Annotated in this window: 16 protein-coding genes; 7 read left to right on the top strand and 9 right to left on the bottom strand. The window is 34.5% G+C overall.

All coding sequences use genetic code 11. The annotated features are described in order from the left end of the window. Positions 1–31: 31 nt before the first annotated feature. Together OS191_RS14245 and OS191_RS14240 are read right to left on the bottom strand one after the other, a co-directional pair. Entirely contained in the window at positions 32–565 is a 534-nt protein-coding gene (locus tag OS191_RS14245) for a DUF2911 domain-containing protein (RefSeq protein ID WP_267156383.1), read from the bottom strand. Between the two features lie 41 nt (positions 566–606). Continuing rightward, positions 607–1,878, bottom strand: coding sequence for a YCF48-related protein (locus OS191_RS14240; RefSeq protein ID WP_267156382.1), 1,272 nt, complete (start codon positions 1,876–1,878; stop codon positions 607–609). A 164-nt stretch (positions 1,879–2,042) separates the two neighbouring features. Here OS191_RS14240 and asnB point away from each other — a divergent pair, with 164 nt between their 5' ends. The 6 genes from asnB to secDF all read left to right on the top strand — a co-directional run bounded on the left by asnB (position 2,043) and on the right by secDF (position 12,066). Then, positions 2,043–3,716 carry an asparagine synthase B gene (gene asnB, locus OS191_RS14235; protein ID WP_267156381.1) on the top strand — a complete coding sequence of 558 codons (1,674 nt, stop codon included), beginning with the start codon at positions 2,043–2,045 and terminating at the stop codon, positions 3,714–3,716. Between the two features lie 332 nt (positions 3,717–4,048). Further along, on the top strand, positions 4,049–5,998 hold the full coding sequence (gene gyrB, locus OS191_RS14230; RefSeq protein ID WP_267156380.1) for a DNA topoisomerase (ATP-hydrolyzing) subunit B: 1,950 nt from the start codon (positions 4,049–4,051) through the stop codon (positions 5,996–5,998). Positions 5,999–6,176: 178 nt separating this feature from the next. Continuing rightward, positions 6,177–7,193: a DUF6588 family protein gene (locus OS191_RS14225; RefSeq protein WP_323370147.1), complete on the top strand. Its 1,017-nt coding sequence runs from the start codon at positions 6,177–6,179 to the stop codon at positions 7,191–7,193. Between the two features lie 105 nt (positions 7,194–7,298). Continuing rightward, complete coding sequence (gene mdh / locus OS191_RS14220) at positions 7,299–8,225, top strand: malate dehydrogenase (protein ID WP_267156379.1); 927 nt, start codon at positions 7,299–7,301, stop codon at positions 8,223–8,225. A 34-nt stretch (positions 8,226–8,259) separates the two neighbouring features. After that, positions 8,260–8,865 (top strand): hypothetical protein, encoded by a 606-nt coding sequence (locus tag OS191_RS14215; protein ID WP_267156378.1) that lies wholly within the window; start codon positions 8,260–8,262, stop codon positions 8,863–8,865. A 207-nt stretch (positions 8,866–9,072) separates the two neighbouring features. Then, positions 9,073–12,066: a protein translocase subunit SecDF gene (secDF, locus tag OS191_RS14210; RefSeq protein WP_267156377.1), complete on the top strand. Its 2,994-nt coding sequence runs from the start codon at positions 9,073–9,075 to the stop codon at positions 12,064–12,066. 110 nt (positions 12,067–12,176) lie between these two features. On the opposite strand, the gene OS191_RS14205 is transcribed toward secDF, so the two are convergent. The 7 genes from OS191_RS14205 to folE form a co-directional block, all read right to left on the bottom strand. Beyond that, positions 12,177–13,022, bottom strand: a complete 846-nt coding sequence (locus tag OS191_RS14205; RefSeq protein WP_267156376.1) for an alpha/beta hydrolase family protein — start codon at positions 13,020–13,022, stop codon at positions 12,177–12,179. Between the two features lie 153 nt (positions 13,023–13,175). Beyond that, positions 13,176–13,679 carry a DUF192 domain-containing protein gene (locus OS191_RS14200; RefSeq protein WP_267156375.1) on the bottom strand — a complete coding sequence of 168 codons (504 nt, stop codon included), beginning with the start codon at positions 13,677–13,679 and terminating at the stop codon, positions 13,176–13,178. A gap of 2 nt (positions 13,680–13,681) precedes the next feature. Then, positions 13,682–14,611, bottom strand: coding sequence for a prolipoprotein diacylglyceryl transferase (lgt, locus tag OS191_RS14195; RefSeq protein ID WP_267156374.1), 930 nt, complete (start codon positions 14,609–14,611; stop codon positions 13,682–13,684). Between the two features lie 235 nt (positions 14,612–14,846). Further along, positions 14,847–15,080, bottom strand: coding sequence for a membrane protein insertion efficiency factor YidD (gene yidD, locus OS191_RS14190; protein ID WP_267156373.1), 234 nt, complete (start codon positions 15,078–15,080; stop codon positions 14,847–14,849). A 40-nt stretch (positions 15,081–15,120) separates the two neighbouring features. Beyond that, complete coding sequence (locus OS191_RS14185) at positions 15,121–15,483, bottom strand: four helix bundle protein (protein WP_267156372.1); 363 nt, start codon at positions 15,481–15,483, stop codon at positions 15,121–15,123. A gap of 110 nt (positions 15,484–15,593) precedes the next feature. Beyond that, a complete protein-coding gene (gene cysS / locus OS191_RS14180; RefSeq protein WP_267156371.1) occupies positions 15,594–17,084 on the bottom strand; it encodes a cysteine--tRNA ligase in 1,491 nt (496 codons plus the stop codon). A 168-nt stretch (positions 17,085–17,252) separates the two neighbouring features. Further along, entirely contained in the window at positions 17,253–17,930 is a 678-nt protein-coding gene (gene folE, locus OS191_RS14175; protein ID WP_267156370.1) for a GTP cyclohydrolase I FolE, read from the bottom strand. A gap of 205 nt (positions 17,931–18,135) precedes the next feature. Between folE and OS191_RS14170 the strand changes: the two genes are divergently transcribed. Continuing rightward, on the top strand, positions 18,136–24,827 hold a 6,692-nt coding region (locus OS191_RS14170), incomplete at its 3' end, for an FIDD domain-containing protein (RefSeq protein WP_524534360.1).

Genomic DNA, 24,827 nt, shown 5'->3' with positions numbered 1-24,827 from the left:
TTTATTGATATGGAAATTTAATTCCAAGCTTTTATTTTATAGGAACAGCAACTCTTAAGGTATCCCAACCTAAATGCATGGTTCCTTCATCATCAAAGGCAATAGAAAATGCTTCTAAAGATTTTTTGTCTTCAGTTACTGGAACTGTTACTCTGGCAACATCATTAGCTTCGTTATAAGAATAGGCTCCCCAAACATTCATGTCTGAATTTAAAATAACTGTCCACTCTTTTTGGCCGGGAATTGTAAACATGGAATAAGTTCCAGCTTTAACTTCTTTGTCACCAAACATTTTGTTTTCATAGAAGGTAATCTCAACAGCTTCATTTGCACCTGTTCGCCATACTTTTCCATTTGGAGTAAGTGAATTGACATCTCTACCTTTTAATTGTGGTCGGCTATAAATAACTTTCACCTGTTTGTCTGATACTTTATAGCTGCTAGGAAAAGAGGCAGCGTCCATTGGGCTCTTGTCAAGGTCGCTAAAATTTTGAGCTGAAAGATTTGTTGAAAATAGCATGACAATTGAAAATGCTATAGCGGAAATAATTGTTGATTTTTTCATAGATTTTTTTTATAAATATAACAGAATAAAAACAAATAGGTTTATTGCTTTACAAATTTTAACGATTGACGTTGGAAATTATTATGAAAATTTATTAAGTAAATACCAGCTTGCAAATCGTCAACTGGAAAACTGTAATTTTTTTTCACATCGTTAGTTTTAATACTCTCTCTAGATAACTGTCTGATATAAGACCCTTTGCTGTCGTATAGTTCAATAAGCATATTGTCGCTACTTGGAAAATATATACTGAATTCTAAAACAGAAGTCACAGGATTATTATGCAATTGGATATTTAAAGATTTAGATGGGTTATCAGTCAAATTATGAGTGTCTAAAATTTCGTCTGTAAATTTATAGATAGATGTCCCAGACGCATAAGCCAATGATGAATTAACAATAAATATTCGATTTAAATTAGAGCCAACATTCAAATTGGTCCATGTTTGTCCACCATTAAGTGTTTCGTAAAATCCTGTAGTGTGGCCACCCATCCATCCTTGATTTTCGTTAATAAAACCAACAGCTTGTATATCGGTTTCTGGAGCATCATAACTGTTCCATGTAGTGCCATTATCTAATGATGATATTAATTTTCCATTAAATGGTGAAATGGAAGAAATAGCGCCAAAAAATACATCTGGGTTATCTTCTAAAATTTGTAGTTTCCAAACATACTCTCCAGTAATATTGGAGTTGTATATCTCTGACCATGAAGTTCCTCCATCCGTTGTTTTTAAAATAACGGCTCCAGAACTACTACTGCCACAAGCGTAGCCAGTATCTTCAGTTAAAAACTTAATTTCTACCAAGGCATTTGCGTAAGCAGACATATCTATATAGTCCCAAGTAGCCCCACTGTCGGTTGATTTTATAATGTATGCTGGCGAAAAGTAAGCGCCACAACCATAAACAGTATTAGTTCCAACTGTTGTAAAACCACAAATGGCAGCCGGGTTGGGTGAAATGTTTATAATCTCATTCCAATTAGTTCCACCATCATTAGTAGAAAATACTTTCCCATTCAAAGTCCCTAAAAAACCAATATTTGTATTTAAAAATTCGATATTTCTAAAATAATAATTTCCACCCAACATGCTTTCGTTTAGTTGTTCGGTCCAGGTAAGTCCACCATCAATAGTTTTGTAAACTGCAGCGTAGTATCCATTGGCAGCCCATCCAATGTCATCTGTTAAAAAAAAGACGTCATCAAAACGTTGACCGTTTGCATTTGGAGAGATACTAGTGCTTTGCCATGTTTGACCGTAAATAGAAAAGGTAAACAGTAATAGGAATAATTTTAGATATTTCATTTCGTAAAGATAATCAAGAATAATTACTTGATAAAATTACAATAATAAATGTATATTCTAATTTTAGTTTTAAATTGAAACTAATTTTAGTTTTATTGTTTTAATGTATATATAATAAGTGCATATTTGTAGCATATTTAAAACAATACAATAAGAAATAGATTATGTGTGGAATAGTATGTGCATTCGATTTAAAACAGAAAGCTGAATATTTAAGACCTCAAATTTTAGAAATGGCGAAAAAGATCCGTCATAGAGGTCCTGATTGGAGTGGGATTTATAGTGATGATAAAGTGATTATGGCTCATGAACGTTTGGCAATTGTAGATCCTGCGTCTGGAAAACAACCTCTATTGAGCGATGATAAAAAACTCATTTTAGCAGCCAATGGAGAAATTTATAACCATAGAGAACTTCGTAAGCAATTAAAATCTGCATATAACTTTCAAACAGAAAGCGACTGTGAAGTTATTTTAGCCTTATATAAAGAAAAAGGTGTCGATTTTGTGGATGATATGAATGGTATCTTTGGTTTTGCTATTTATGATGTTGAAAAAGACAGCTATTTTGTTGCTAGAGACCATATGGGGATTATTCCTTTGTATATTGGTTGGGATGAAAATGGAACATTTTACGTGGCTTCCGAATTAAAAGCTCTGGAAGGAGTTTGTTCCAAAATAGAGCTATTTCCTCCAGGACATTATATGTCTAGTGTAGATGGTAAATTAGTAAAGTGGTACAAACGCGATTGGACGGAGTTTGATGCTGTAAAAGATAATGAAACAAGCATTAAAAAAATAAAGGAAGCACTTGAAGCAGCTGTTCACAGACAATTAATGAGTGATGTGCCTTATGGGGTATTGTTGTCAGGGGGATTAGATTCTTCCATAACTTCGGCAATTGCAAAAAAATATTCACAAAAAAGAATTGAAAGTAATGACACCTCTGAAGCTTGGTGGCCACAACTTCATAGTTTTTCTGTCGGATTAGAAGGGTCGCCAGATTTGGCTGCTGCTAGAAAAGTTGCAGACCATATAGGAACAGTTCATCATGAAATAAAATTCACCATTCAGGAAGGGTTAGATGCCATTCGTGATGTTATTTATCAATTAGAAACTTATGATGTAACCACAATTCGTGCCAGTACACCCATGTATTTAATGGCGAGAGTTATTAAATCGATGGGAGTAAAAATGGTGCTGTCTGGAGAAGGAGCAGATGAACTTTTAGGAGGATATTTGTATTTCCATAAAGCGCCAGACGCTAAAGAGTTTCATGAAGAAACAGTAAGGAAGTTAAGCAAACTACACCAATACGATTGTTTAAGAGCAAATAAAAGCTTAGCAGCATGGGGTATAGAAGGGCGCGTACCATTTTTAGATAAAGAGTTTATTGATGTGGTTATGAGTATCAACCCACAAGATAAAATGATTGATGGTGAGCGCATGGAAAAATGGGTATTAAGAAAAGCTTTCGAAGACATGATTCCAGAAGCTATAGCATGGAGACAAAAAGAACAATTTAGTGATGGTGTTGGTTATAGTTGGATAGATACACTGAAAGAACTTGTTGCTAAAGAGGTAACAGACGAACAATTAGCAAATGCTAAATACAAGTTTCCAATTCAAACTCCAACAAGTAAGGAAGAATTTTATTATCGTACTCTTTTTACAGAACATTTTCCAAGTGATGCAGCAGCTTTAAGCGTGCCACAAGAAGCTAGTGTGGCTTGCAGTACTAAAATAGCATTAGAATGGGATGAGGCATTTAAAAACATGAATGACCCTTCTGGAAGAGCAGTTGCAAAAGTGCATGCAGATGCTTATGCTGTAATTTAAAAATAAGAAGATTTTAAGCGTTCTATTACAATTTTTAAAACACAAAATCTCGCGTCTGCGAGATTTTGTGTTTTTGGTGCTTTTATACAGTTGTTAAATTTGTTGGAAATCTATTTTAAGATGCTTTTTAAGCGATTTAAGAGCGTTTCTAGTAATTAACAAATGTTAATAAAAATTGATGATACTCGTTAAAATGCTTTTTAAAAGCGTTTTAAATTCCTATCTTTGTTTGTATTCAAAAGTCCCGAAAATATGGGATTTTTTTGTGTATTTGCACAATTCAAAAGAATACTAAATTGTAGAATTAGATATTTTAAAAAAATATAAAATTTATGAGCGAAAAAAGAGAAGAATTCAATAAGGATAACTATTCAGCAGATAGTATCCAGGCATTAGAAGGCATGGAGCACGTACGCTTGCGTCCGTCTATGTATATTGGAGATACAGGAGTTCGAGGTTTGCATCACTTGGTTTATGAGGTGGTGGACAACTCTATTGATGAAGCTATGGCTGGGCACTGTGATAATATTACAGTAACTATCAATGAAGATAATTCTGTAACTACTGAAGATGATGGTCGTGGAATCCCAATTGATATGCATAAAAAAGAAGGTGTTTCTGCTCTTGAAGTAGTTATGACCAAAATTGGTGCTGGTGGGAAATTCGATAAAGACTCGTACAAAGTTTCTGGTGGACTGCATGGAGTTGGTGTTAGTTGTGTTAACGCATTATCAGATCATTTAACTGCTACCGTTTTTAGAAAAGGTGAAATCTGGGAACAAGAGTACGAAAAAGGAAAACCGATGTATCCTGTTAAAAAGGTTGGCGAAACTGATAAAAGAGGAACAGCTATTACTTTTAAACCGGATGCAACAATTTTTACTCAAACGGTAGAATATAGTTATGATACTTTGGCAAGCAGAATGCGGGAGTTGGCATTTCTTAATAAGGGGATTACCATTCATTTAGTTGATAAACGTCATAAAAAGGAAGATGGTTCTTTTGAAGGAGAAACATTTCATTCTAAAGAAGGTCTTAAAGAGTTTATCAAATTTTTAGATGGAAATCGCGAGCCTTTAACAAGAGAGGTTATTGCTTTTGAAGGAGAAAAAAATGGTGTTCCAGTAGAAGTTGCCATGGTTTACAATACCTCTTATGCAGAAAATTTACATTCTTATGTAAACAATATTAATACACATGAAGGAGGAACCCACTTATCGGGTTTCCGTCGTGGATTAACACATACACTTAAAAAGTATGCTGATGAATCTGGGATGTTAGACAAATTAAAGTTTGACATTGCAGGAGATGATTTCCGTGAAGGATTAACAGCTATTATTTCAGTAAAAGTTCAAGAGCCTCAATTTGAAGGACAAACCAAAACAAAATTAGGAAACAGAGAAGTTTCAGCTGCCGTAAGTCAGTCAGTTTCTGAAATGTTAACGAACTATCTTGAAGAACATCCAGACGATGCAAAAACAATTGTACAAAAGGTAATTCTTGCAGCACAAGCACGTCATGCAGCTCAAAAAGCTCGTGAAATGGTACAGCGTAAAACCGTTATGAGTATTGGTGGTTTACCTGGAAAATTATCTGACTGTTCTGAACAAGACCCAGCAAAATGCGAAGTATTCCTAGTCGAGGGAGATTCGGCAGGTGGAACAGCTAAGCAAGGTCGTGATAGAGCATTTCAAGCCATTCTTCCTTTACGTGGAAAAATATTGAATGTAGAAAAAGCTATGACACATCGTGTTTTTGAAAACGAGGAAATAAAAAACATCTTTACTGCACTTGGTGTTACTATTGGAACAGAAGAAGATAGTAAAGCCTTAAATTTATCAAAATTACGATATCATAAAGTGGTGATAATGTGTGATGCGGATATTGATGGAAGTCATATTGAAACTTTAATACTTACATTCTTTTTCAGATATATGAAAGAATTAATTGAAAACGGACATATTTATATTGCTACACCTCCTTTATATTTAGTTAAAAAAGGAGCGAAAAAGCAATATGCATGGAGCGATGAAGAGCGCGCTAAAATTATGACAGAATTTGGAGATGGAAGTAAAATACAACGTTATAAAGGTCTTGGAGAGATGAATGCCGAACAACTTTGGGATACAACTATGAACCCAGATTTTAGAACCTTAAGACAAGTACAGATAGATAATGGAGTAGAAGCAGATAGAATATTTTCTATGTTAATGGGAGACGAAGTACCACCACGTAGAGAATTTATTGAAAAGAATGCTATTTATGCAAATATTGATGCATAAAACTCTTTTAAATACATATTTTATTTAAGTTAAAAATTAATAATAAGAAACCTGCAAAGTTGAAAAATCTTGCAGGTTTTTTTATTAAACAAGATTCTATAATGCTAAATTTTATATCAATGGCGAATATAAAATTGAACTAATATTAATATATTTGAGTATAACCTACAAAATAAGAATGATGAGAAAAATTTCTTTTTTAATTTGCTCCTTTTTGATTGCTTGCGCAGTTCAATCCCAAAACAACATGGACGATTTATTAGCTGCAGGAGTTGATGATGCAAAACAGTTTAGTAAAGATTACTTAGCACCTGCAACCGAAGGATTGGCATATGGCATAAACAACGGTTGGTTTAATCATGCTAAAGGACAAAAGCAATTTGGTTTTGAAATTGGTTTAGTTGCTAATACGTCATTTATAAATGACGATAAAAAATCGTTCGAGATGCGAGTTAATGAATATGAAAACATTCGCTTTTCAGATAATAGTACTTCTAAAACTGTAGCCACTGCTTTAGGGCATAACGATCCAGATATTGCCGTAATTATTACATACGACGACCCTATTTTTGGAAATCAAGAAACCGAGATAACCTTACCTACAGGTATTGGTTCAACTGGAGTTAATATTATACCAACGGCATTTTTACAAGCTGCATTTTCACCTTTTAGAGGCACACAAATAAAAGCACGATATTTTCCAAAAATAGAGACAGACAATGTTAAAACGGGTCTTTATGGTTTTGGGATACAACAGGAATTTACAGCTTGGTTGCCTAAAGATAAGTTCTTTCCAGTGGCTATTTCTGGGCTGATAGCTTATACACATTTAGATGGAAGTTATGATTTTAGCGATGCTAACATTGTAGAAGGTTACGATCAGCATCTTAAAACAGCAGTAAACACGTTGCTTTTTGAATTAATAGCTTCAACAAATTTTAAAATATTAAACGCTTATGGTGCATTGGGTTATTTAAACGGAAAGTCTGAAACCGACTTGCTTGGTGCTTATGTGGTAACAGATGGATTGTTGTATTCAGAAGAAATTATCAATCCATTCTCTATAGAGGAAAAAGTTTCGGGTGTTCGCACCACATTAGGTGCTAATGTAAAACTAGGGTTTTTTGCTGTAAACCTTGATTATACTTTTGCAGAATTTAATAGTGCAACCTTAGGTTTAAATTTTTCATTTTAGATTTCGTTAAATCTTCAAACATAAATGATATAAATATGTTAAATTTGCTGAAAATCAAATAATCAGTCTGCCACACAGACAGGCATAATTTAAATATATAATTTTATGAAAGTAACAGTAGTAGGAGCAGGAGCAGTTGGCGCAAGTTGTGCAGAATACATAGCTATTAAAAACTTTGCTTCAGAAGTCGTTTTGTTAGATATTAAAGAGGGTTTTGCTGAAGGTAAAGCTATGGATTTAATGCAAACAGCTTCATTAAACGGATTTGATACTAAAATAACTGGAATTACTAACGATTATACGGCAACAGCAAATAGCGATATTTGTGTGATTACCTCTGGAATTCCTAGGAAACCAGGTATGACTCGTGAAGAGTTAATAGGAATAAACGCTGGAATAGTTAAGGCTGTATCTTCAAGTTTAGTAGAACATTCTCCAAATACTATTTTAATTGTTGTTAGTAATCCTATGGATACCATGACTTACTTAGCAGCAAAAGCTACAGGTTTGCCAAAGCATAGAATTATTGGAATGGGAGGCGCTTTAGATTCGGCTCGTTTTAAATATAGGTTGGCTGAAGCATTAGGTGCTCCAATTAGCGATGTAGATGGTATGGTACTTGGTGGACATAGCGATACTGGAATGATTCCATTAACCAGGTTAGCTACAAGAAATTCGGTTCCAGTATCTGATTTTTTAACTAAAGAACGTTTAGAACAAGTTAAAGAGGACACGAAAGTTGGAGGAGCCACACTTACTAAGCTATTAGGAACTTCGGCTTGGTATGCGCCAGGTGCAGCTGTAAGTGGCTTAGTTCAAGCCATTGCTTGCGACCAAAAGAAACTTTTTCCTTGTTCGGTATTTTTAGAAGGTGAATATGGAATGAATGACATCTGTATAGGTGTTCCTGTAATTCTTGGAAGAAATGGTATTGAAAAAATTGTTGATATGAATTTAACAGATGCCGAAAAAGAAAACATGCTTAATAGTGCAGAAGCAGTTAGAAAAACAAACGGCTTACTGGAATTATAGAATTTTTAATTTAATCAAATACAATTTAGATAACATGAAAAATATATTATTAATACTATTGGTTTCAATTTCTACTGTTGGTTTTTCGCAAGACAAATTAACTGAAGGTGTTGTGTTGTCAAAACAAACTATGTCTACAGATAATGCTGAATTACAAGGGCAATTAGCTATGATTGGAGATATTGTAACAACCACTTATTTTAAAGGCAATAAAACACGTTCTGAAACTAATAACTTCATGACAGGTTCTACTGTAACAATTATGGATAGTGATAGTAACCAAATGTTAATGGCATTAAATAATCAAGCAACTGGTAAAAAATATGTCTTACAAACAATGGATGCTTCAGATGAGAATTCTGAGAATGTTACAGTTACTAAAGGAGACGAAACTAAAATGGTTCTAGGATATGAGTGTCAAGAATATAATGTGGAAGTAAATAAAGATGGCGTTGTTGTAAAAATGGACATCTATACTACTGATAAATTAAGTGCTCATTCTCAACAATCAACTATGATTGGTGCAGATATTAATGGGTTTCCAATGTATTTAAAAATGGATATGAGCCAAATGGGAATGAATTTAACCATTACTCAAGAAACAACAGAGATTAAAAAAAGAATCTGTTCCAGACGATAAATTCGATATGACACCTCCAGAAGGATACGAAAAAACAGATAAGTTACAAGGTATGTAACCCGGTAATTTTATGATAATAAAAAAAACAGCTTTAATGGCTGTTTTTTTTTGTTATATATCTCAAACATTTTGTTAAATAAGTATAGAAGATATATATTTGCTCGTTTTTAAAATGAACAACAAGGAAACTAATTAATTTAATTAATAATGCAGAATAAAGGATTAGTAAAGTTATTTGCAATTTTATTTGGTTTGGTAAGTATTTACCAATTGTCTTTTACATTTAAGGCAAACAGTATAGACGAAGATGCAAGAGTATATGCAAGTGGCGATGCAGTTAAAGAACGTCAGTATTTAGATTCTCTAGCGAACATAAATGTGTATAGCTTAGGAATTGCAGATTATACGTATGAAGAAGTGAAGGAAAACGCCATGAACTTAGGTCTTGACCTAAAAGGTGGTGTAAACGTTATTTTACAAGTATCTGTTAAAGATATTTTAAAAGGATTAGCTAACTACAGTAAAGATCCTGTTTTTAACAAAGCTTTAGATGATGCTTCCGAACTTCAAAAAAATAGTCAGAATACGTATTTAAGTGACTTTTTTACAGCATTTGATAAAATTAAAGGAGATTCAAAATTAGCGTCTCCAGACATTTTTGCTAATAGAACTTTAAGTGAGGAAATAACTTTCGATATGTCTGATGATCAGGTGAAGCCTATCATTGAAAGAAAAATCGATGAGTCAATTATTTCTGCTTTCGAAGTATTGCGTAAACGTATAGATGAATTTGGTGTTACCTCGCCAAACATTCAACGTTTAGGAAGCTCTGGAAGAATTCTTGTAGAATTACCAGGTGTAAAAGATGTAGAACGTGCTACAGCTTTACTTCAAAGTACAGCCCAATTAGAATTTTGGGATACTTATAAAGGTGAGCAATTCATGGGCTTCTTAAACCAAGCTAACGAATTAATTAAAGAAATGGAAGCTTCAGTAGAAGATGAAGAAGCTGCCACTGAAGAAGTTGTTGAAGAATCTCAAGATTCTGAAGATGATAAAATTGCCGATTTACTTGGTGACGATCCAGATTCTTTAGATGTTGAAAGCAATCCTATTGGAAAATTAATCAGAGGTTTTGGTTATCAAGGTGGACCAGTAGTAGCTCAATTTGCTATAAAAGATAAAGATCAGGTTCTTAAGTATTTAAATATGCCTGAAGTAAGAGCTTTAATTCCTGCAGAAATGCGTGATGTTAAATTCTTATTCGGAAAACCTAAAAAAGACAGTGAAATAGTAGATTTATATGCTTTAGTAGGTAACAGAGATAATGTGCCACCTTTAAGTGGAGCTGTTGTTACAGATGCGCGTCAGGAATATGGAGCAACAAGTAAGCCTGTAGTTTCTATGCAAATGAATGCAAAGGGTGCTAAAATCTGGGAAGAAATGACTGGAAAAGCATTTGCTCAAGGAAGTCAAATTGCTATTGTACTTGATAACGTGGTGTATTCTGCACCTGGAGTTACAACAGGAGCTATTTCTGGAGGGAACTCTCAGATATCTGGTGACTTTAGTTTGAATGAAGCAACCGATTTAGCTAACGTATTACGTGCAGGTAAATTACCAGCTTCAGCAGATATTATTCAAAGTGAAGTTGTAGGACCTTCTTTAGGTCAAGAAGCTATTGATAGTGGAAAATTATCTTTCTTAATTGCATTAGCAATGGTGTTGTTATGGATGATTTTCTATTATGGTAAAGCAGGTCTTTTTGCAGACATTGCTATGGCATTAAATATCTTATTAATCTTTGGAGTGTTGTCTGGCTTAGGTGCTGTATTAACACTGCCTGGTATTGCAGGTATCGTTTTAACAATTGGTATGTCGGTAGATGCGAATGTTCTTATTTTTGAAAGGATTCGAGAGGAGCTTGCCAAAGGTAAAGGTCAAAAAGAATCTATTCAAGATGGATTTAGCAATGCCTTGTCTTCTATTTTAGATGCCAACATTACAACGGGTTTAACCGCTTTAATCTTATTTATATTTGGAACAGGACCTATTAAAGGGTTTGCTACTACCTTAATTATTGGTATTGCTACGTCTTTATTCACTGCTATATTTATTACAAGATTAGTCGTGGATTGGTATTCAGAAAAAGGAGGGAAATTAGATTTCTCAACATCATTAACTAAGAATTTATTTAGAAATATCAATATTGATTTCTTAAAGAAACATAAGACTGCTTATATATTTTCAGCTATTATGTTAACAGTTAGTGTTGGATCTTTATTGACAAATGGTTTAGATGAAGGTGTCGATTTTGTAGGAGGAAGAACCTATCAAGTGCGTTTTGACCAACCTGTAAGTGCGTCAGAAATAACAAGCATCCTTTCAGAACCTGAATTTTTTAGTTCTGCAGATGCTAAAACGTTTGGTAATACTAGTCAGTTAAAAATTACAACCAAGTTTAAAGTAGATGAAACTAGTGCAGAAGTTGATGAGGAATTAAGAAAAACATTATATACAGCCTTACAACCACATTTAGAGGGTGTTTCTTATGAAGACTTTATTAGTGACAACGAACATAAAACGGTTGGGTTAATGAAGTACTATAAAGTAAGTCCAACCATTGCAGATGATATTAAAAAGGCATCTGTTTGGGCGATCTTAGGATCCTTAGTAGTTGTTTTCCTTTATATCTTATTCCGTTTTAAAAGATGGCAATTCTCTCTTGGAGCAGTTGCGGCAGTATTCCATGATGTGGTAATTGTATTAGGAGTTTTCTCTTTAACATACAAATTTATGCCATTTACAATGGAAATAGATCAAGCTTTTATTGCAGCTATCTTAACGGTAATTGGTTATTCATTAAATGATACCGTGGTAGTATTCGATAGAATTCGTGAGTTCTTTAACGAACATACAAGCTGGCCTTTCGGGAAAGTAATTAATTCATCATTGAGTAGTACTTTAAGTAGAACCTTAAATACCTCTTTAACAACATTGGTTGTATTATTAGCAATCTTTATTTTTGGTGGAGATTCTATTAGAGGCTTTATGTTTGCCTTAATAGTAGGTGTTATTATTGGTACTTATTCATCTTTATTTATTGCAACTCCTATTATGTACGATTCTGTTAAAAGAGGAGATGCTCAAGATTCATTAAAAGACAAAGTAAAAGAAGAGATTGAAGAAGCGAAAGCTTAATTAGCTCTTTAAAAATAAATAAAAAGCCTTTTTGATTAAACTCAAAAAGGCTTTTTTGTTTTTAGATTCTTTAGGTTTATTCTGAAGTTAGGGGATCAAATTTTAAAAAATTAACAGATATCTTTAATCCAGTATTCAGTCATTTTCCATAGTGATTCTTTATAATCCTTTTTAAAGTATCCAAAATGCTTGACATCTTTAATATTTAATTCCTCAGGAATTAGGTGTCTTCTGTCTACTTGTGCCTTAGTGAATTTAGAGGCTAACCAATCTACAGAGGCTTTAGAAGCAAATACATCTCTTGGAAAACTAATAATAAGAACCTTACATGTAACGGAATTGAAATGTAATTTTGAGCTGTTATACTGTCCAAACATATAGTCTGGATGTATTCCCCATTTACGCCATTGGTAAACCACTTGTTTTGGAATGTTTTCAAATAGCCCCAATTTTTTAGCTGGGAAATATCCGAATATTGGTGTAAAAAAAGGAATTAAAGCATACCAAAACATAAACATTCTAAAACGTGAAAATCCATTAAAATATTTCCAATATCCCGTTTGAGACCCAATGGTTATGATGGCATCTACCAGTTTAATCTCAGGATTTAAACCGATTAATTGACCTCCTATACTATGCGTTATTAATATGAGTTTATGTTCCGGATGAGTTTGCTTGGCAAGTTTTAAAACAGCAGTTTGGTCTAATGCCCAGTCGTCTAAATTAGCGGTAATATGTTTGATGTTTTTTGAATTAGAGCTACCAATCCCATAATAATCAAAAGTATAAACTGTGAAGCCTAATGTGCTAAAATGGCTAGCAAATCTCGAGTAGTATTTTTGTAAAACTCCCGTTGCAGAAGAAATAATGAGGCTTTTATTGTTTGAGTGTTTAGGATGATAAACAGACACTCCAATATGGTGATTAGACCTTGTTTTTAATGATATGGTTTTCACGCTATAATTCATCTAGTTTCTTGAGTCTAATTAAAACGGGATGTTAATTTATTTGCTAAACAAGTAGCTTGAGCCTCTTTTATTACTTGCTAATAGTGAAGCTTTCAAATTTCAGATCTGTCTTTTTATTCGTGTTTTAGAGAAGCTGAATAGCTACTCATTAGAATACATCATCTTATCCCCAACTTCCAATTGCCATTTGTTAACCAAGCCAGCATTGACTTCTAGTACATATTTTGCAGCTGCGTTTGATGGTAAGGAACTTTCATCTAAAGGCTGTGCATTTTCTTGAAAACTGACTATAAATTTATTGGTATCCAGATAGATTAAATCCAATGCAAATTGTGTGTTTTTCATGTAAAACGATCGAGGTCTTTCATCTTCAAAAACAAACAACATCCCTTGATTCTCTTTCATGGAGGTCCTATACATTAAGCCAGTCTGAGTTTCGTATTCGTTGTCAGCTATTTCAATTTCTAGTTGGGAAACTATAGAGTCTGTATCTGACTTGTATAAGGTTAATTCACCTTCTTTTGTAAAAGGAACCTCGGTTGTTTTAATAATTTTCTTGTCGTCTTTGCAAGAGGATGTAATCCCAAAAACCATGGTGCTTATCGCTATAACCAAGATAAAAGAATGTTTTGTTTTGAAATGCATCACTAGCTTTCTTTATTTTTTGGTTTAAACCCAAACATAAAATAGAGTCCAATAATAATAAATGGAATACTTAACATTTGCCCTGTATTTAGGCCCATTAAAGTAATATATTCTTCGCCTTGTGGTTCTTTTACAAATTCTACAAACAATCTTACTGTCCATAATAACACTAAGAACAGACCAAATAAAAATCCTGTCTGATTGCCTTTACTGGTTTTAGAGTAAAAATACCATAAAATTACAAACACAAAAATATAGCAGAAGGCTTCGTAAAGCTGTGCTGGATGTCTATAAGGAACATCTAGTAACAATTCCTGAAATTGTGAGTTATTTGCAATAGCATCATAAGCAGCTTTAGGTGTTTTCATGCCTGTAAGTTGCATGGCTTCACCTTGGCCATATTGATCTTGAATAAAACGTACTCCATAGACTGAATCTGTTACTTTTCCAATGATTTCTGAATTAATAAAATTTCCAACTCTAATAAAAACAGCTCCTGAGGCTACAGGAATAACGACGCGATCTAAAATCCACATTAAAGATTTGTACTTGTACTTTCTTCGGTAGAGATACATGCCGATGATTATTCCAATAGCAGCACCATGACTTGCTAAACCTTGAAAACCAGTAAATTCGAATTCTGGCTGAAATCGAAAAGGCAAAAAGATGCTAAAGAAATCTTGAGAAATTAATTCCGATTGATAGAAGATAACATGTCCTAAACGTGCCCCAAGCATGGTTGCAAAAACGGTATAAATAAATAAAGGATCTAAGTATTCCAGTTTTATTTTTTCCTTTACAAAAATGCGTTTCATGATATACCAACCTAGCATAAAAGCAATAATCCACATCAAACTGTAAAAATGAAGCTTGAAATTTCCAATGATATCGATTCCAGATATAGGATTCCAATCGAACTTAAGTAAAAACATAGAGTATATTTTAGGAATGTAAATATAACATTTATGGACTATTTAAATGGATATGTTAAAAAGGATTAACGAGAATTTATCATTTAAGCGTTGACAGGAATGTTTAAAGTGACTTAGACTCTATAAGTGTAATGAAAAGCAGAATATGAAATAGAAAAATAAAAACCTGAAGGAATAAAGAAAATAAAACTGATTTATAGAGCGCCAAACACCAAACACTGAGACTGTTAACTATTTACTCATCCTTCTCCGGAACTGGATCATAGCCAGAACGGCCCCAGGGATGACAACTAAAAATCCTAATAATCGCTAATTTCCCACCCTTGAAAAATCCGTGTTTCTCTAAAGCTTCTTTGGTATAATAAGAACAGGTGGGTTGAAATCTACAAGTAGCAGGCGTAAATGGAGAAATAAACGTCTGATATATTTTTATAAGTAATAAAAATGGATATGTTAATATCTTCTTCAAAATCTTTAAGTAAAGTTGTTTGTCGTTTGTCGTTTAGATATTAAGTCTTTAAAAAATGTTTTCTTAAAGCATTTATCTTATTTGTAATTGATTCTATTTCATATCTAATTGCTAGATAATCATCATTGGTGATAAAATGTAACTCTTTGGAAATAATGGATTGATTTAATAATTCAATTGCAGAGCTATAAGCCATTGTCATCAAATGAGCTTTGTCATTATTTGTTGCTCTAGAAGTCCCTTCAGCAATATTTGAAGAAACGGAAATAGAGCATCGTCTCATTTGGGATGTTAAGCCAAATTTCTCTTCACTTGGAAAAAAATTTGTTGTTTTGTACGTTTTAATAGCTAATTGAATGCTTTCTTTCCAAACCTCTAGCTTTTCGAAGGAATAAACATGCATATTTTAAGATTTTAGAATTATAGAGTATAAATATAACTAACTAAAATCAAACAACTTAATAATTAACGCCAAACGACTTAACGACAAACGAGAGGAGGATATAGAAGGTGCTACAAGTTAAATGTTGTCCCATCTCTGCCATCTTTTAATTGAATTCCAAGTGCATCGAGTTCATCTCTAATTTGATCGGATAACGCAAAATCTTTATTCGCTCTAGCTTCTTGACGCAGTTTAATTAAAAGTTCCACCGTTCCAGAAAGTTTTCCTGTGTCTGAGCCTTTTTCTGTAATATGTTCTAAGCCTAAAACATCAAAAACGAAAACATGAATAAGCTTAGAAAATTCATCTAAATCTTCTTTTGTAATGGTTTCGCTAACCGACTTTATTTTATTAATGACAGAAACACCTTCAAATAACCAGGATATTAATATAGGCGTATTGAAGTCATCATTCATGGATTGGTAAAACTTCTGTTTTAAAATTTCTAGTGTGTCTTTAACGTTTTTAGATGTTTCATTAGATGTCGTTAAAGTCTTTAATGAATTAATGGCTTCCATTAAACGATTAAAACCCTTTTCGCTTGCTAATAAGCCATCATCTGTTAAATCTAAAACACTTCTATAAGAGGCTTGCATCATAAAGAATCTTATAACACTTGGGCTATAAGATTTAGACATGATATCGTTTTCTCCAGAAAGTAATTCGGCAGGATTTATATAGTTTCCGGTAGATTTACTCATACGTGCACCATTAAGTTCAAGCATGTTGGCGTGCATCCAATATTTTACTGGGTCCTTTCCTTTTGCAGCTTTATTCTGTGCAATTTCACATTCGTGATGAGGAAATTTTAAATCCATTCCACCACCATGTATATCAAAATACTCACCAAGATACTTGGTGCTCATGGCAGTACATTCTAAATGCCATCCGGGAAAACCATCGCTCCATGGTGAAGGCCAACGCATAATATGAGTTGGTTCAGCTCTTTTCCAAAGTGCAAAATCCTGAGGATTTTTCTTATCACTTTGTCCATCCAATTCCCGAGTATTATGGATTAAATCCTCAAGCTTTCGTTTACTTAAGACACCATAGTCATTCGTTTTGTTATATTTATGAACATCAAAATAAACGGAGCCATTAACTTCATAAGCAAAACCATTATCTATGATAGTTTGTATCAATTCAATTTGTTCAATAATATGTCCGGTAGCAGTAGGTTCAATACTAGGAGGAAGGAAGTTAAACTTGTTTAATATGTTATGAAAATCAACAGTATATCTCTGCACAATTTCCATAGGTTCAATAGCTTCTAATCTTGCTTTTTTTGTAATCTTATCTTCTCCAACATCTGCATCATTTTCTAAATGCCCAGCATCTGTAATATTTCTTACATAACGGACTTTGTAACCTAAATGTAATAGGTAACGAAAAATCATATCAAAAGACATAAAAGTTCTTAAGTTTCCTAAATGCACATTACTATATACTGTTGGACCACAAACATACATCCCAACATAGCCTGAGTGAATAGGTTTAAAAATCTCTTTTTCGCCCAAAAGGGAATTGTATATTTTTATCTCTTGATTTTTATAAAGTGGCATTGCTGTTTCTTGTTGAGTTGTTAGTTGTTTGTTTGTTATTCAGAGGGAAACGAAGAATCTAAAATCTAAACCGTTAAATTTTTGAATCGTTAGCTGAGAATTTTAAATCAACAATCTTAAATTCGTGGAGTTGCTTTACCGACAGTCAGGAAACTCCATAAATAAGATTTAAAACGAGGTGTCTAATTTAATATAATCTAAAAACTCTCTTTTAGTTTCTTTTTCTTTGAATTTACCTCCAAATTCAGAGGTTATCGTGCTGCTTTCAGTATCTCTTATTCCTCTAGAATTGACACATAAATGTTTAGCGTCTATTACGCAAGCTACATCATCTGTATTTAAAACCTCTTGTAATTCTTTTACAATTTGAATGGTTAAGCGCTCTTGAACTTGAGGACGTTTAGCATAATAATCAACAATTCGGTTCATTTTAGATAAACCAACTACGGTACCATTAGAGATATAAGCTACATGAGCTTTTCCAACTATAGGAAGTAAATGGTGTTCGCAAGTAGAATATACAGTAATGTTTTTTTCTACCAGCATTTCACCATATTGATACTTATTATCAAATGTTGATGCATTAGGTTTTCTGCTAGGATCTAAACCTCCAAAAATTTCTTTTACAAACATTTTGGCTACCCGGTTAGGGGTTCCTTTTAAGCTATCGTCTGTTAAGTCTAAGCCTAAAGTTTCAAGAATATGTTGTACATCATCTTTAATAATGTCAATCTTCTCTTCGTTTGTAAGTTTAAAAGCATCTTCACGCATAGGAGTGTCTGAAGAAGTTCCAACATGGTTTTCTCCTAACGACTCTAATTCATCAATTTTTTTATCAAATTTCATCCGAAAAATTAAATATTTAATATAATCTGCAAAGATAAGAAATTCCCTTTTTAAAGGTGTTTTATTAACACAGAATTAATTTCACAAAAAAATTAACGGTTTTTTTCATAAAAATTCCTTAATTTTCAGCACAATTTTAACAATATAATGATGTTTAATTGGCATTAAGCATGTCACTTAAATATACTTTATGACGATTCTCCCTATGAAAAAGTTAATTACCCTCTGTTTTCTTTTGTTTATTAGTACAACTTATGCACAGTTAATAGCCATTGATGATGTGGTTGTTGGTAGGTCCGATAACCCTGCTTCGTCTACATCGACTGGTAATCGTGTGTTTCAAAACGATTATTTTAATGGCACAGCCCTTAATTTTGGTACTTATGGAAACTTTACGTTTACAGAAGCGGTTCCCGATCCAACAGGGTTTACCACTTTCAATCCTTTAGGGTTTGTCAATATTGCTGCCAATACGCCTCAAGGTATTTACTATATTACCTATCAAATTTGTGAAAACGCCAATCCAGGTAATTGCGATACGGCAGAAATAGAAATTAGAGTTTTTCCAGCAACAATCAGTGCTGGGTCAGGATCATCGGAAATGAGTATTTCAGCAAGTAGTGGAAATATTAATTGTGGTAATAATGTTTGTATATCAGATCCTTTTTGTATCGATTTAAACACGGGAACTATTCCTCCTTTGACATTAACTGCAGATTATACCGTGGTAGGGGAGTCTAATAGTTATGGAGTGAGATCCATACCGGTGAATCCACCCTTTTCTTTTGGAGATACAGCAGGTGACACCCCTTTAAATGTTGATGATGAGTGGAGTACGGTTTTGAATTTTGCCTTCGATTTTGAGTTCTATCAAACTGATTACTCCCAATGTGTGTTGTCAACTAATGGTGCAGTGAGTTTTAATACAGCTAAAGCTGGGACATATCATCCTTGGGGATTTAATAATACCAACATAATTCCAAATAATAGTGCAGCATTTAGTGGAGCAAATATTTTTGGAGCTATGCATGATATTTATCCTGTGGGTAATGGTTTGGGTAATATTGATCCTGCTAGTTTTAGTACAACTTATGCTGTAAAAGGAGAAGCGCCTTTTAGAGTGTTTGTGTTTAGTTTTTTTAATGTTGGACAATGGAGTTGTTGGGGTGCAGCAAGAACGTCTCAAATGATTATGTTTTATGAAACCACTAACATTATTGAAACCTATATCTTTCAAAAAGATGTTTGTAATTCTTGGCAAGGAGGAGTTGCAGCCATTGGTATTCAAAATCCTGCAGGAACTGCTGGTATTTACCCTCCGGGAAGAAGTACTGGGACTTGGGATATTCCTTTTACAGCTCCAGAAGCTTGGCAGTTTTATCCTAATGGAACCCCTATTACAAGTTTTGAATGGTTAGATGATGCAGGTAACGTTTTAGGAACAGACCCAACAGGTTTAGCGGTGTCTCCAAGCCAAACCACAACTTATATTGCTCAAGTAACTTATACAGATGCCTTACCACCTTATACAGAACGTGTGGCTTATAAACCAATAACAGTAGTGGTGTCTCCAACGCCATTGGTTACGGTAACAAGTAGTGCAGATGTTTGTGATACAGGAGATGCTGTGTTTACAATTAATGGAGCAGAAAACGATATTGTGGAATACAACCTGAATGGAGGAGCTACGCAAGTAGTAACTTTAGATGCTACTGGAATGTTTGTTATAACCATTCCTGGAATAACCACTACACAAACTATTAACTTATTGTCTGCAGATAATTATAACTCTGTATGTGGTGGTCCCATGTCTGTATCTGAAACAGTGAATGTATTTACTTCACCAACCGTAGATGCACCAACAGACCTTACAGCATGTAACGATTATACCTTACCTGCTTTAACAAGTGGAGATTATTATACAGCAGCAGGAGGCACAGGAACCATGTTAAACGCAGGCGATGTTATTACAACCACACAAACCATATATGTATATGGAGAAACAGGTACAACACCTAATTGCACAGATGAAAACAGTTTTGTAGTTACCATAGATTCTTGTACATTATCTGTAACGGCAACTGCCGATATGCCATCCATTTGTCATGATGCAGGAGCAGATGTTACTTTAACAGCTACCCCAAGTCCAGCAGTGGCGGTAGGAACCTATAGTTATAACTGGACCGTACTTGGTGATGCTACATCGGTTGGAACAAACGCGACCTTAGTGTTGTCGCCACCCCCAGCTGCAACCATAACATACGAAGTAACCTTAACAGATAGTGGTTTAACACCACCTAACGATACGGTAACAAATACAGTAACTGTAACGGTAAACACAACACCAACAGTCGATGCCCCAGCAGATGTGACAGTTTGTGACAGTTTTACCTTATTAGCCTTAGGAAGTGGGACTTATTATACTGGATCAGGAGGTACTGGAACTGTATTAAACGCAGGAGATGCTATTACAACTACTCAAACAATTTATGTTTATGATGAAACAGGAACCACACCAAACTGTTTTGATGAGAATAGTTTTACAGTAACGGTTAATTCTACTCCAATTATTGATGCCCCAGCAGATGTTACAGTTTGCGACAGTTATACTTTGCCAGCTTTAACAAGTGGAGGAATTTATTATACTGGAGCATTAGGCACAGGAATGGTGTTAAACGCCGGAGACCCAATAACAACAACCCAAACTATTTATGTTTATGCAGAAACAGCAAGCACACCAAATTGTTATGCAGAAAACAGTTTTATTGTAACGGTTAATTCAACCCCAGCAGTAGATGCCCCAGTTGATGTTACAGTTTGTAATGAATATGCATTACCTGCATTAACAAGTGGAACTTATTACACAGCAACAGGAGGGACAGGGACCGTGTTAAATGCTGGAGACTTAATTACAAGCACACAAACTATTTATGTATATGCTGAAACAGGCACCACGCCTAATTGTTTTGCAGAAAACAGTTTCTTAGTTACTATTGATGTTTGTACTATCTCTGTTACAGCAACTGCTGATATGCCATCTATTTGTCACGATGCAGGAGCAGATGTTACTTTAACAGCAGCTCCAAGCCCTGCAGTTGCCATAGGAACCTATAGTTATAGTTGGACAGTACAAGGTGATGCCACGGTTTTAGGAACAAATCCTACATTAGTGTTATCACCGCCCCCAGCTGCAACCACGACATATGAAGTAACTTTAACTGATAGTGGACTTACACCGCCAAGTGACACAGCAACAAGTACGGTTACCGTAGTTGTTAATACTACCCCAACGGTCGATGCTCCGATAGATGTTACCGCATGTGATAGTTATATTTTACCAGCTTTAGGAAGTGGAAGTTATTTTACAGGAGCAGGTGGAACAGGAACAGCATTAAATGCAGGAGATACTATTTCAACTAGTCAAACCATTTATGTATATGGAGAAACAGGAACCACTCCAAATTGTACAGATGAAAATAGTTTTGATGTAACCATTAACACAACACCAATAATTGATGATCCTGCTGATGTTTCTGCATGTGACTCGTATACGTTACCAGCCTTAACAGGTGGAACATACTACACAGCTGCTGGTGGAACAGGAACCGTATTAAATGCAGGTGATGCTATCTTAACTAGTCAAACTATTTATGTATATGCTGAAACTGGAACAACGCCAAATTGTTTCTCTGAAAATGATTTTATTGTAACTATTAATACAACTCCTTTAGTTGATGCACCAACAGACGTAACTATGTGTGATAGTTATACCTTGCCAGCCTTAACAAATGGAACTTATTACTCAGGAACTGGAGGCACAGGAGCAACGTTAAATGCCGGAGATGCAATAACAAGTACACAAACCATTTATGTGTATGCAGAAACAGGAACCACACCAAATTGTTCAGCAGAAAATAGTTTTGTCGTGACTATTAACGATACTCCAATAGTTGATGCACCAGTGGATGTTACCGTGTGTGATACTTATATCTTACCAGCCTTAACGGTTGGAACCTATTATACTAGCACTGGAGGTGCCGGAACTGTTTTAAATGCCGGAGATGTCATAACAAGTACACAAACCATTTTTATATATGCTGAAACAGGGACAACGCCTAATTGTTTTGCAGAAAACAGTTTTGTTGTAACAGTTAATACAACACCAATAGTAGATGCTCCAGCTGATGTTTCAGAATGTGTTAGTTATACCTTGCCAGCCTTAACAAATGGAACTTATTATACAGGTACAGGAGGAACAGGAACGGTATTAAATGCAGGAGATGCTATTACAACTACGCAAACCATTTATGTATATGCCGACACCAGTACAACACCAAACTGTACTGATGAAAACAGTTTTGTTGTAACTATTAATCCTTTACCAACTTTTGTAGTACCAACACCTTTAGTCGTTTGTGATGATAATGTAGCTGATGGCATGACCGAAATGGATTTAAATGATAAAAACGATGAAATTTCAGGTGGAAATGTTAATTATGTAGTCACTTATCATGCCAATTTATTAGATGCTCAGAATGGTACCCCAGAAGTACTACCTTCTTCTTCAACTTACGTTGGTACAGATGGTGAAGTACTTTGGGTAAGAATTGAAGACGCTACTACAGGTTGTTGGGATACTACTACTTTAACACTTGGTGTGGTAGATGCACCAGCTGTTCCCGCTCAGGCGCCTTTACATTATTGCGATCCTGATAATGATGGTTTAGGTGTTTTTGATTTAACAGATACAAGAAATGATATTGAAGCTATAGATCCAACCTATGAGGTGTCATTTCACCTAACAGAACAGAATGCTATTGATGACGATCTTCCTCAGCCAGATGTTTTTACAAATGTTGCTGGACAGATTATCTATATTCGTGTAGATTATGGAACAGGCACAGGTTGTCCAACCATTTTAGAATTACAACTTATTGTAGATCCTACACCAGAAATAGAACTGAATCCAGAGGCTATTGTAATGTGTGATGAAGATGGAGTAGCAGATGGCATGACTCAGTTTGATTTGACTTTAAGTAATACAGAAATTTTAAATGGATTAAATCCACTTGATTATTCTGTATCTTATTATACGGATCAAGCAGGCGCAGAAATAGGTATAACAGCATTAACCTATATAGCAACACCAGGTGCTTTTACCAATACGATAGCTCCAAGTCAGATTGTTTGGGTTCGTGTTGAAAACAATACAACAGCATGTTTCACAGTAACATCCTTAGAGCTTATTGTAAATCCGTTGCCAGTTCCAGTAACAACAACGGAGGCATTACAATATGAGATTTGTGATGATACAGCGGATAATGATGGATATGCTATTTTCGATTTAACAAATCAGGATGCAATTATTACGGGAGGAAACGCCGGCTGGTCTGTTGATTATTTTGAGACTATGGCAGATGTAACTGCAAACAATCCTATTGCTGATTATACAGCTTATGCTAATACTTCCGTAGGAGGAGCACCGCATAACCCTCAGACAATATTTGTTACGGTATCTTCTACAGAAAACGGTTTAGATTGTTATGCATTATCAACCTTAACTTTAGTTGTTAATACATTGCCAACTCCAAATCCTGTTTTATCGGATTTAGATTTATGTGATGATAATAATACCGGAGATTTAGAAGAGATTTTTGATATTACGGTTAATGAACCTGCCATGTTAAATGCTTTTAACGAAACAGTTACGTATCATACAACTATGGCAGATGCCGAGTCTGGAGTTAACCCAATTCTTAACCCAACAACATACACAAATACAAGTCCTAGTCAAACTATTTATGTACGTGTAACAAATACAGGAGATCCTTCTGATCCAACAGATATGGGAACAGGGTGTTCTACAGTTGTTACTTTCGATATTATTGTAAATCCATTACCAGATACAGTTCCAGTTGATAATATTGTAGCTTGTGAATTGAATACAGATGGATACTATACCTTCGATTTAACAGATAGGAATGACGACATCTTAAATGGTCAGCCAGAACCAGAGTTCTTGGTAACTTATTATACTTCTTTAGCAGCAGCAGAATCTGGAACAGGATTTATAGCAAATCCTTCTGCATATACAAATATGGAAGACCCTGCAAACCCAGGAATGCCTCTTAATCCGCAGGAGATTTTTGTAAATATTACAAATACAATTACAGGCTGTGATATTGCAACAGTAAGTTTCTTTATTGAGGTTCAGGAAGATGCTGAGGTAAATCCGAATTATGATACCTATGCATTATGCGACGACAATATGGAGTTCGATGGAGACCCAAGCAATGATAGTGTAGAGTTTGATCTTGCATCACAAAATGTTATTATTTTAAACGGACAAGATCCAGCTAATTTTACTGTTACTTATTATGAATCATTGGATGATGCAGAAAATAGTGTTAATGCTATAGATACCTCTTTGGTTTACTCTAATACATCAAACCCACAGATTATATGGGTAAGAATAGATAATGATACTACTGTTGATTCTATTTGTTATGATATTGAGCCAATGACCTTACAAGTAGATCCAGTACCAGCATTTAATCTAGATGATTTATATACCATTTGTATTAATTTGAATGGAACAGAGGTAGTGGGGGCTCCTTATATTGATACAGGTTTAAGTTCAGCTTCTTATACTTTTGAATGGATTGAAGATGGGGATCCAGCTACTATTTTAAGTACAGATCCAGCATACGAGCCAACTGTTGCAGGAAACTACACAGTTTTTGTAACAGATATATTAAGTTTTTGTTCTAGTTCGGCTTCCACCGTGGTTCAAGTAAGTTCGCCACCAAATGTAGTTGCTACAGTTACTACAGAGGCTTTTGCAAACAATCATATTATTGAAGTAACAGCAACTGGAGATGGAGCAGCCATATTTGA

The sequence above is a fragment of the Xanthomarina sp. F2636L genome, assembly GCF_026410195.1.
Taxonomy (GTDB): domain Bacteria; phylum Bacteroidota; class Bacteroidia; order Flavobacteriales; family Flavobacteriaceae; genus Xanthomarina.
The sequence above is the reverse complement of the archived record's forward strand: the minus strand, read 5'-3'. Positions and strand labels throughout refer to the sequence as shown.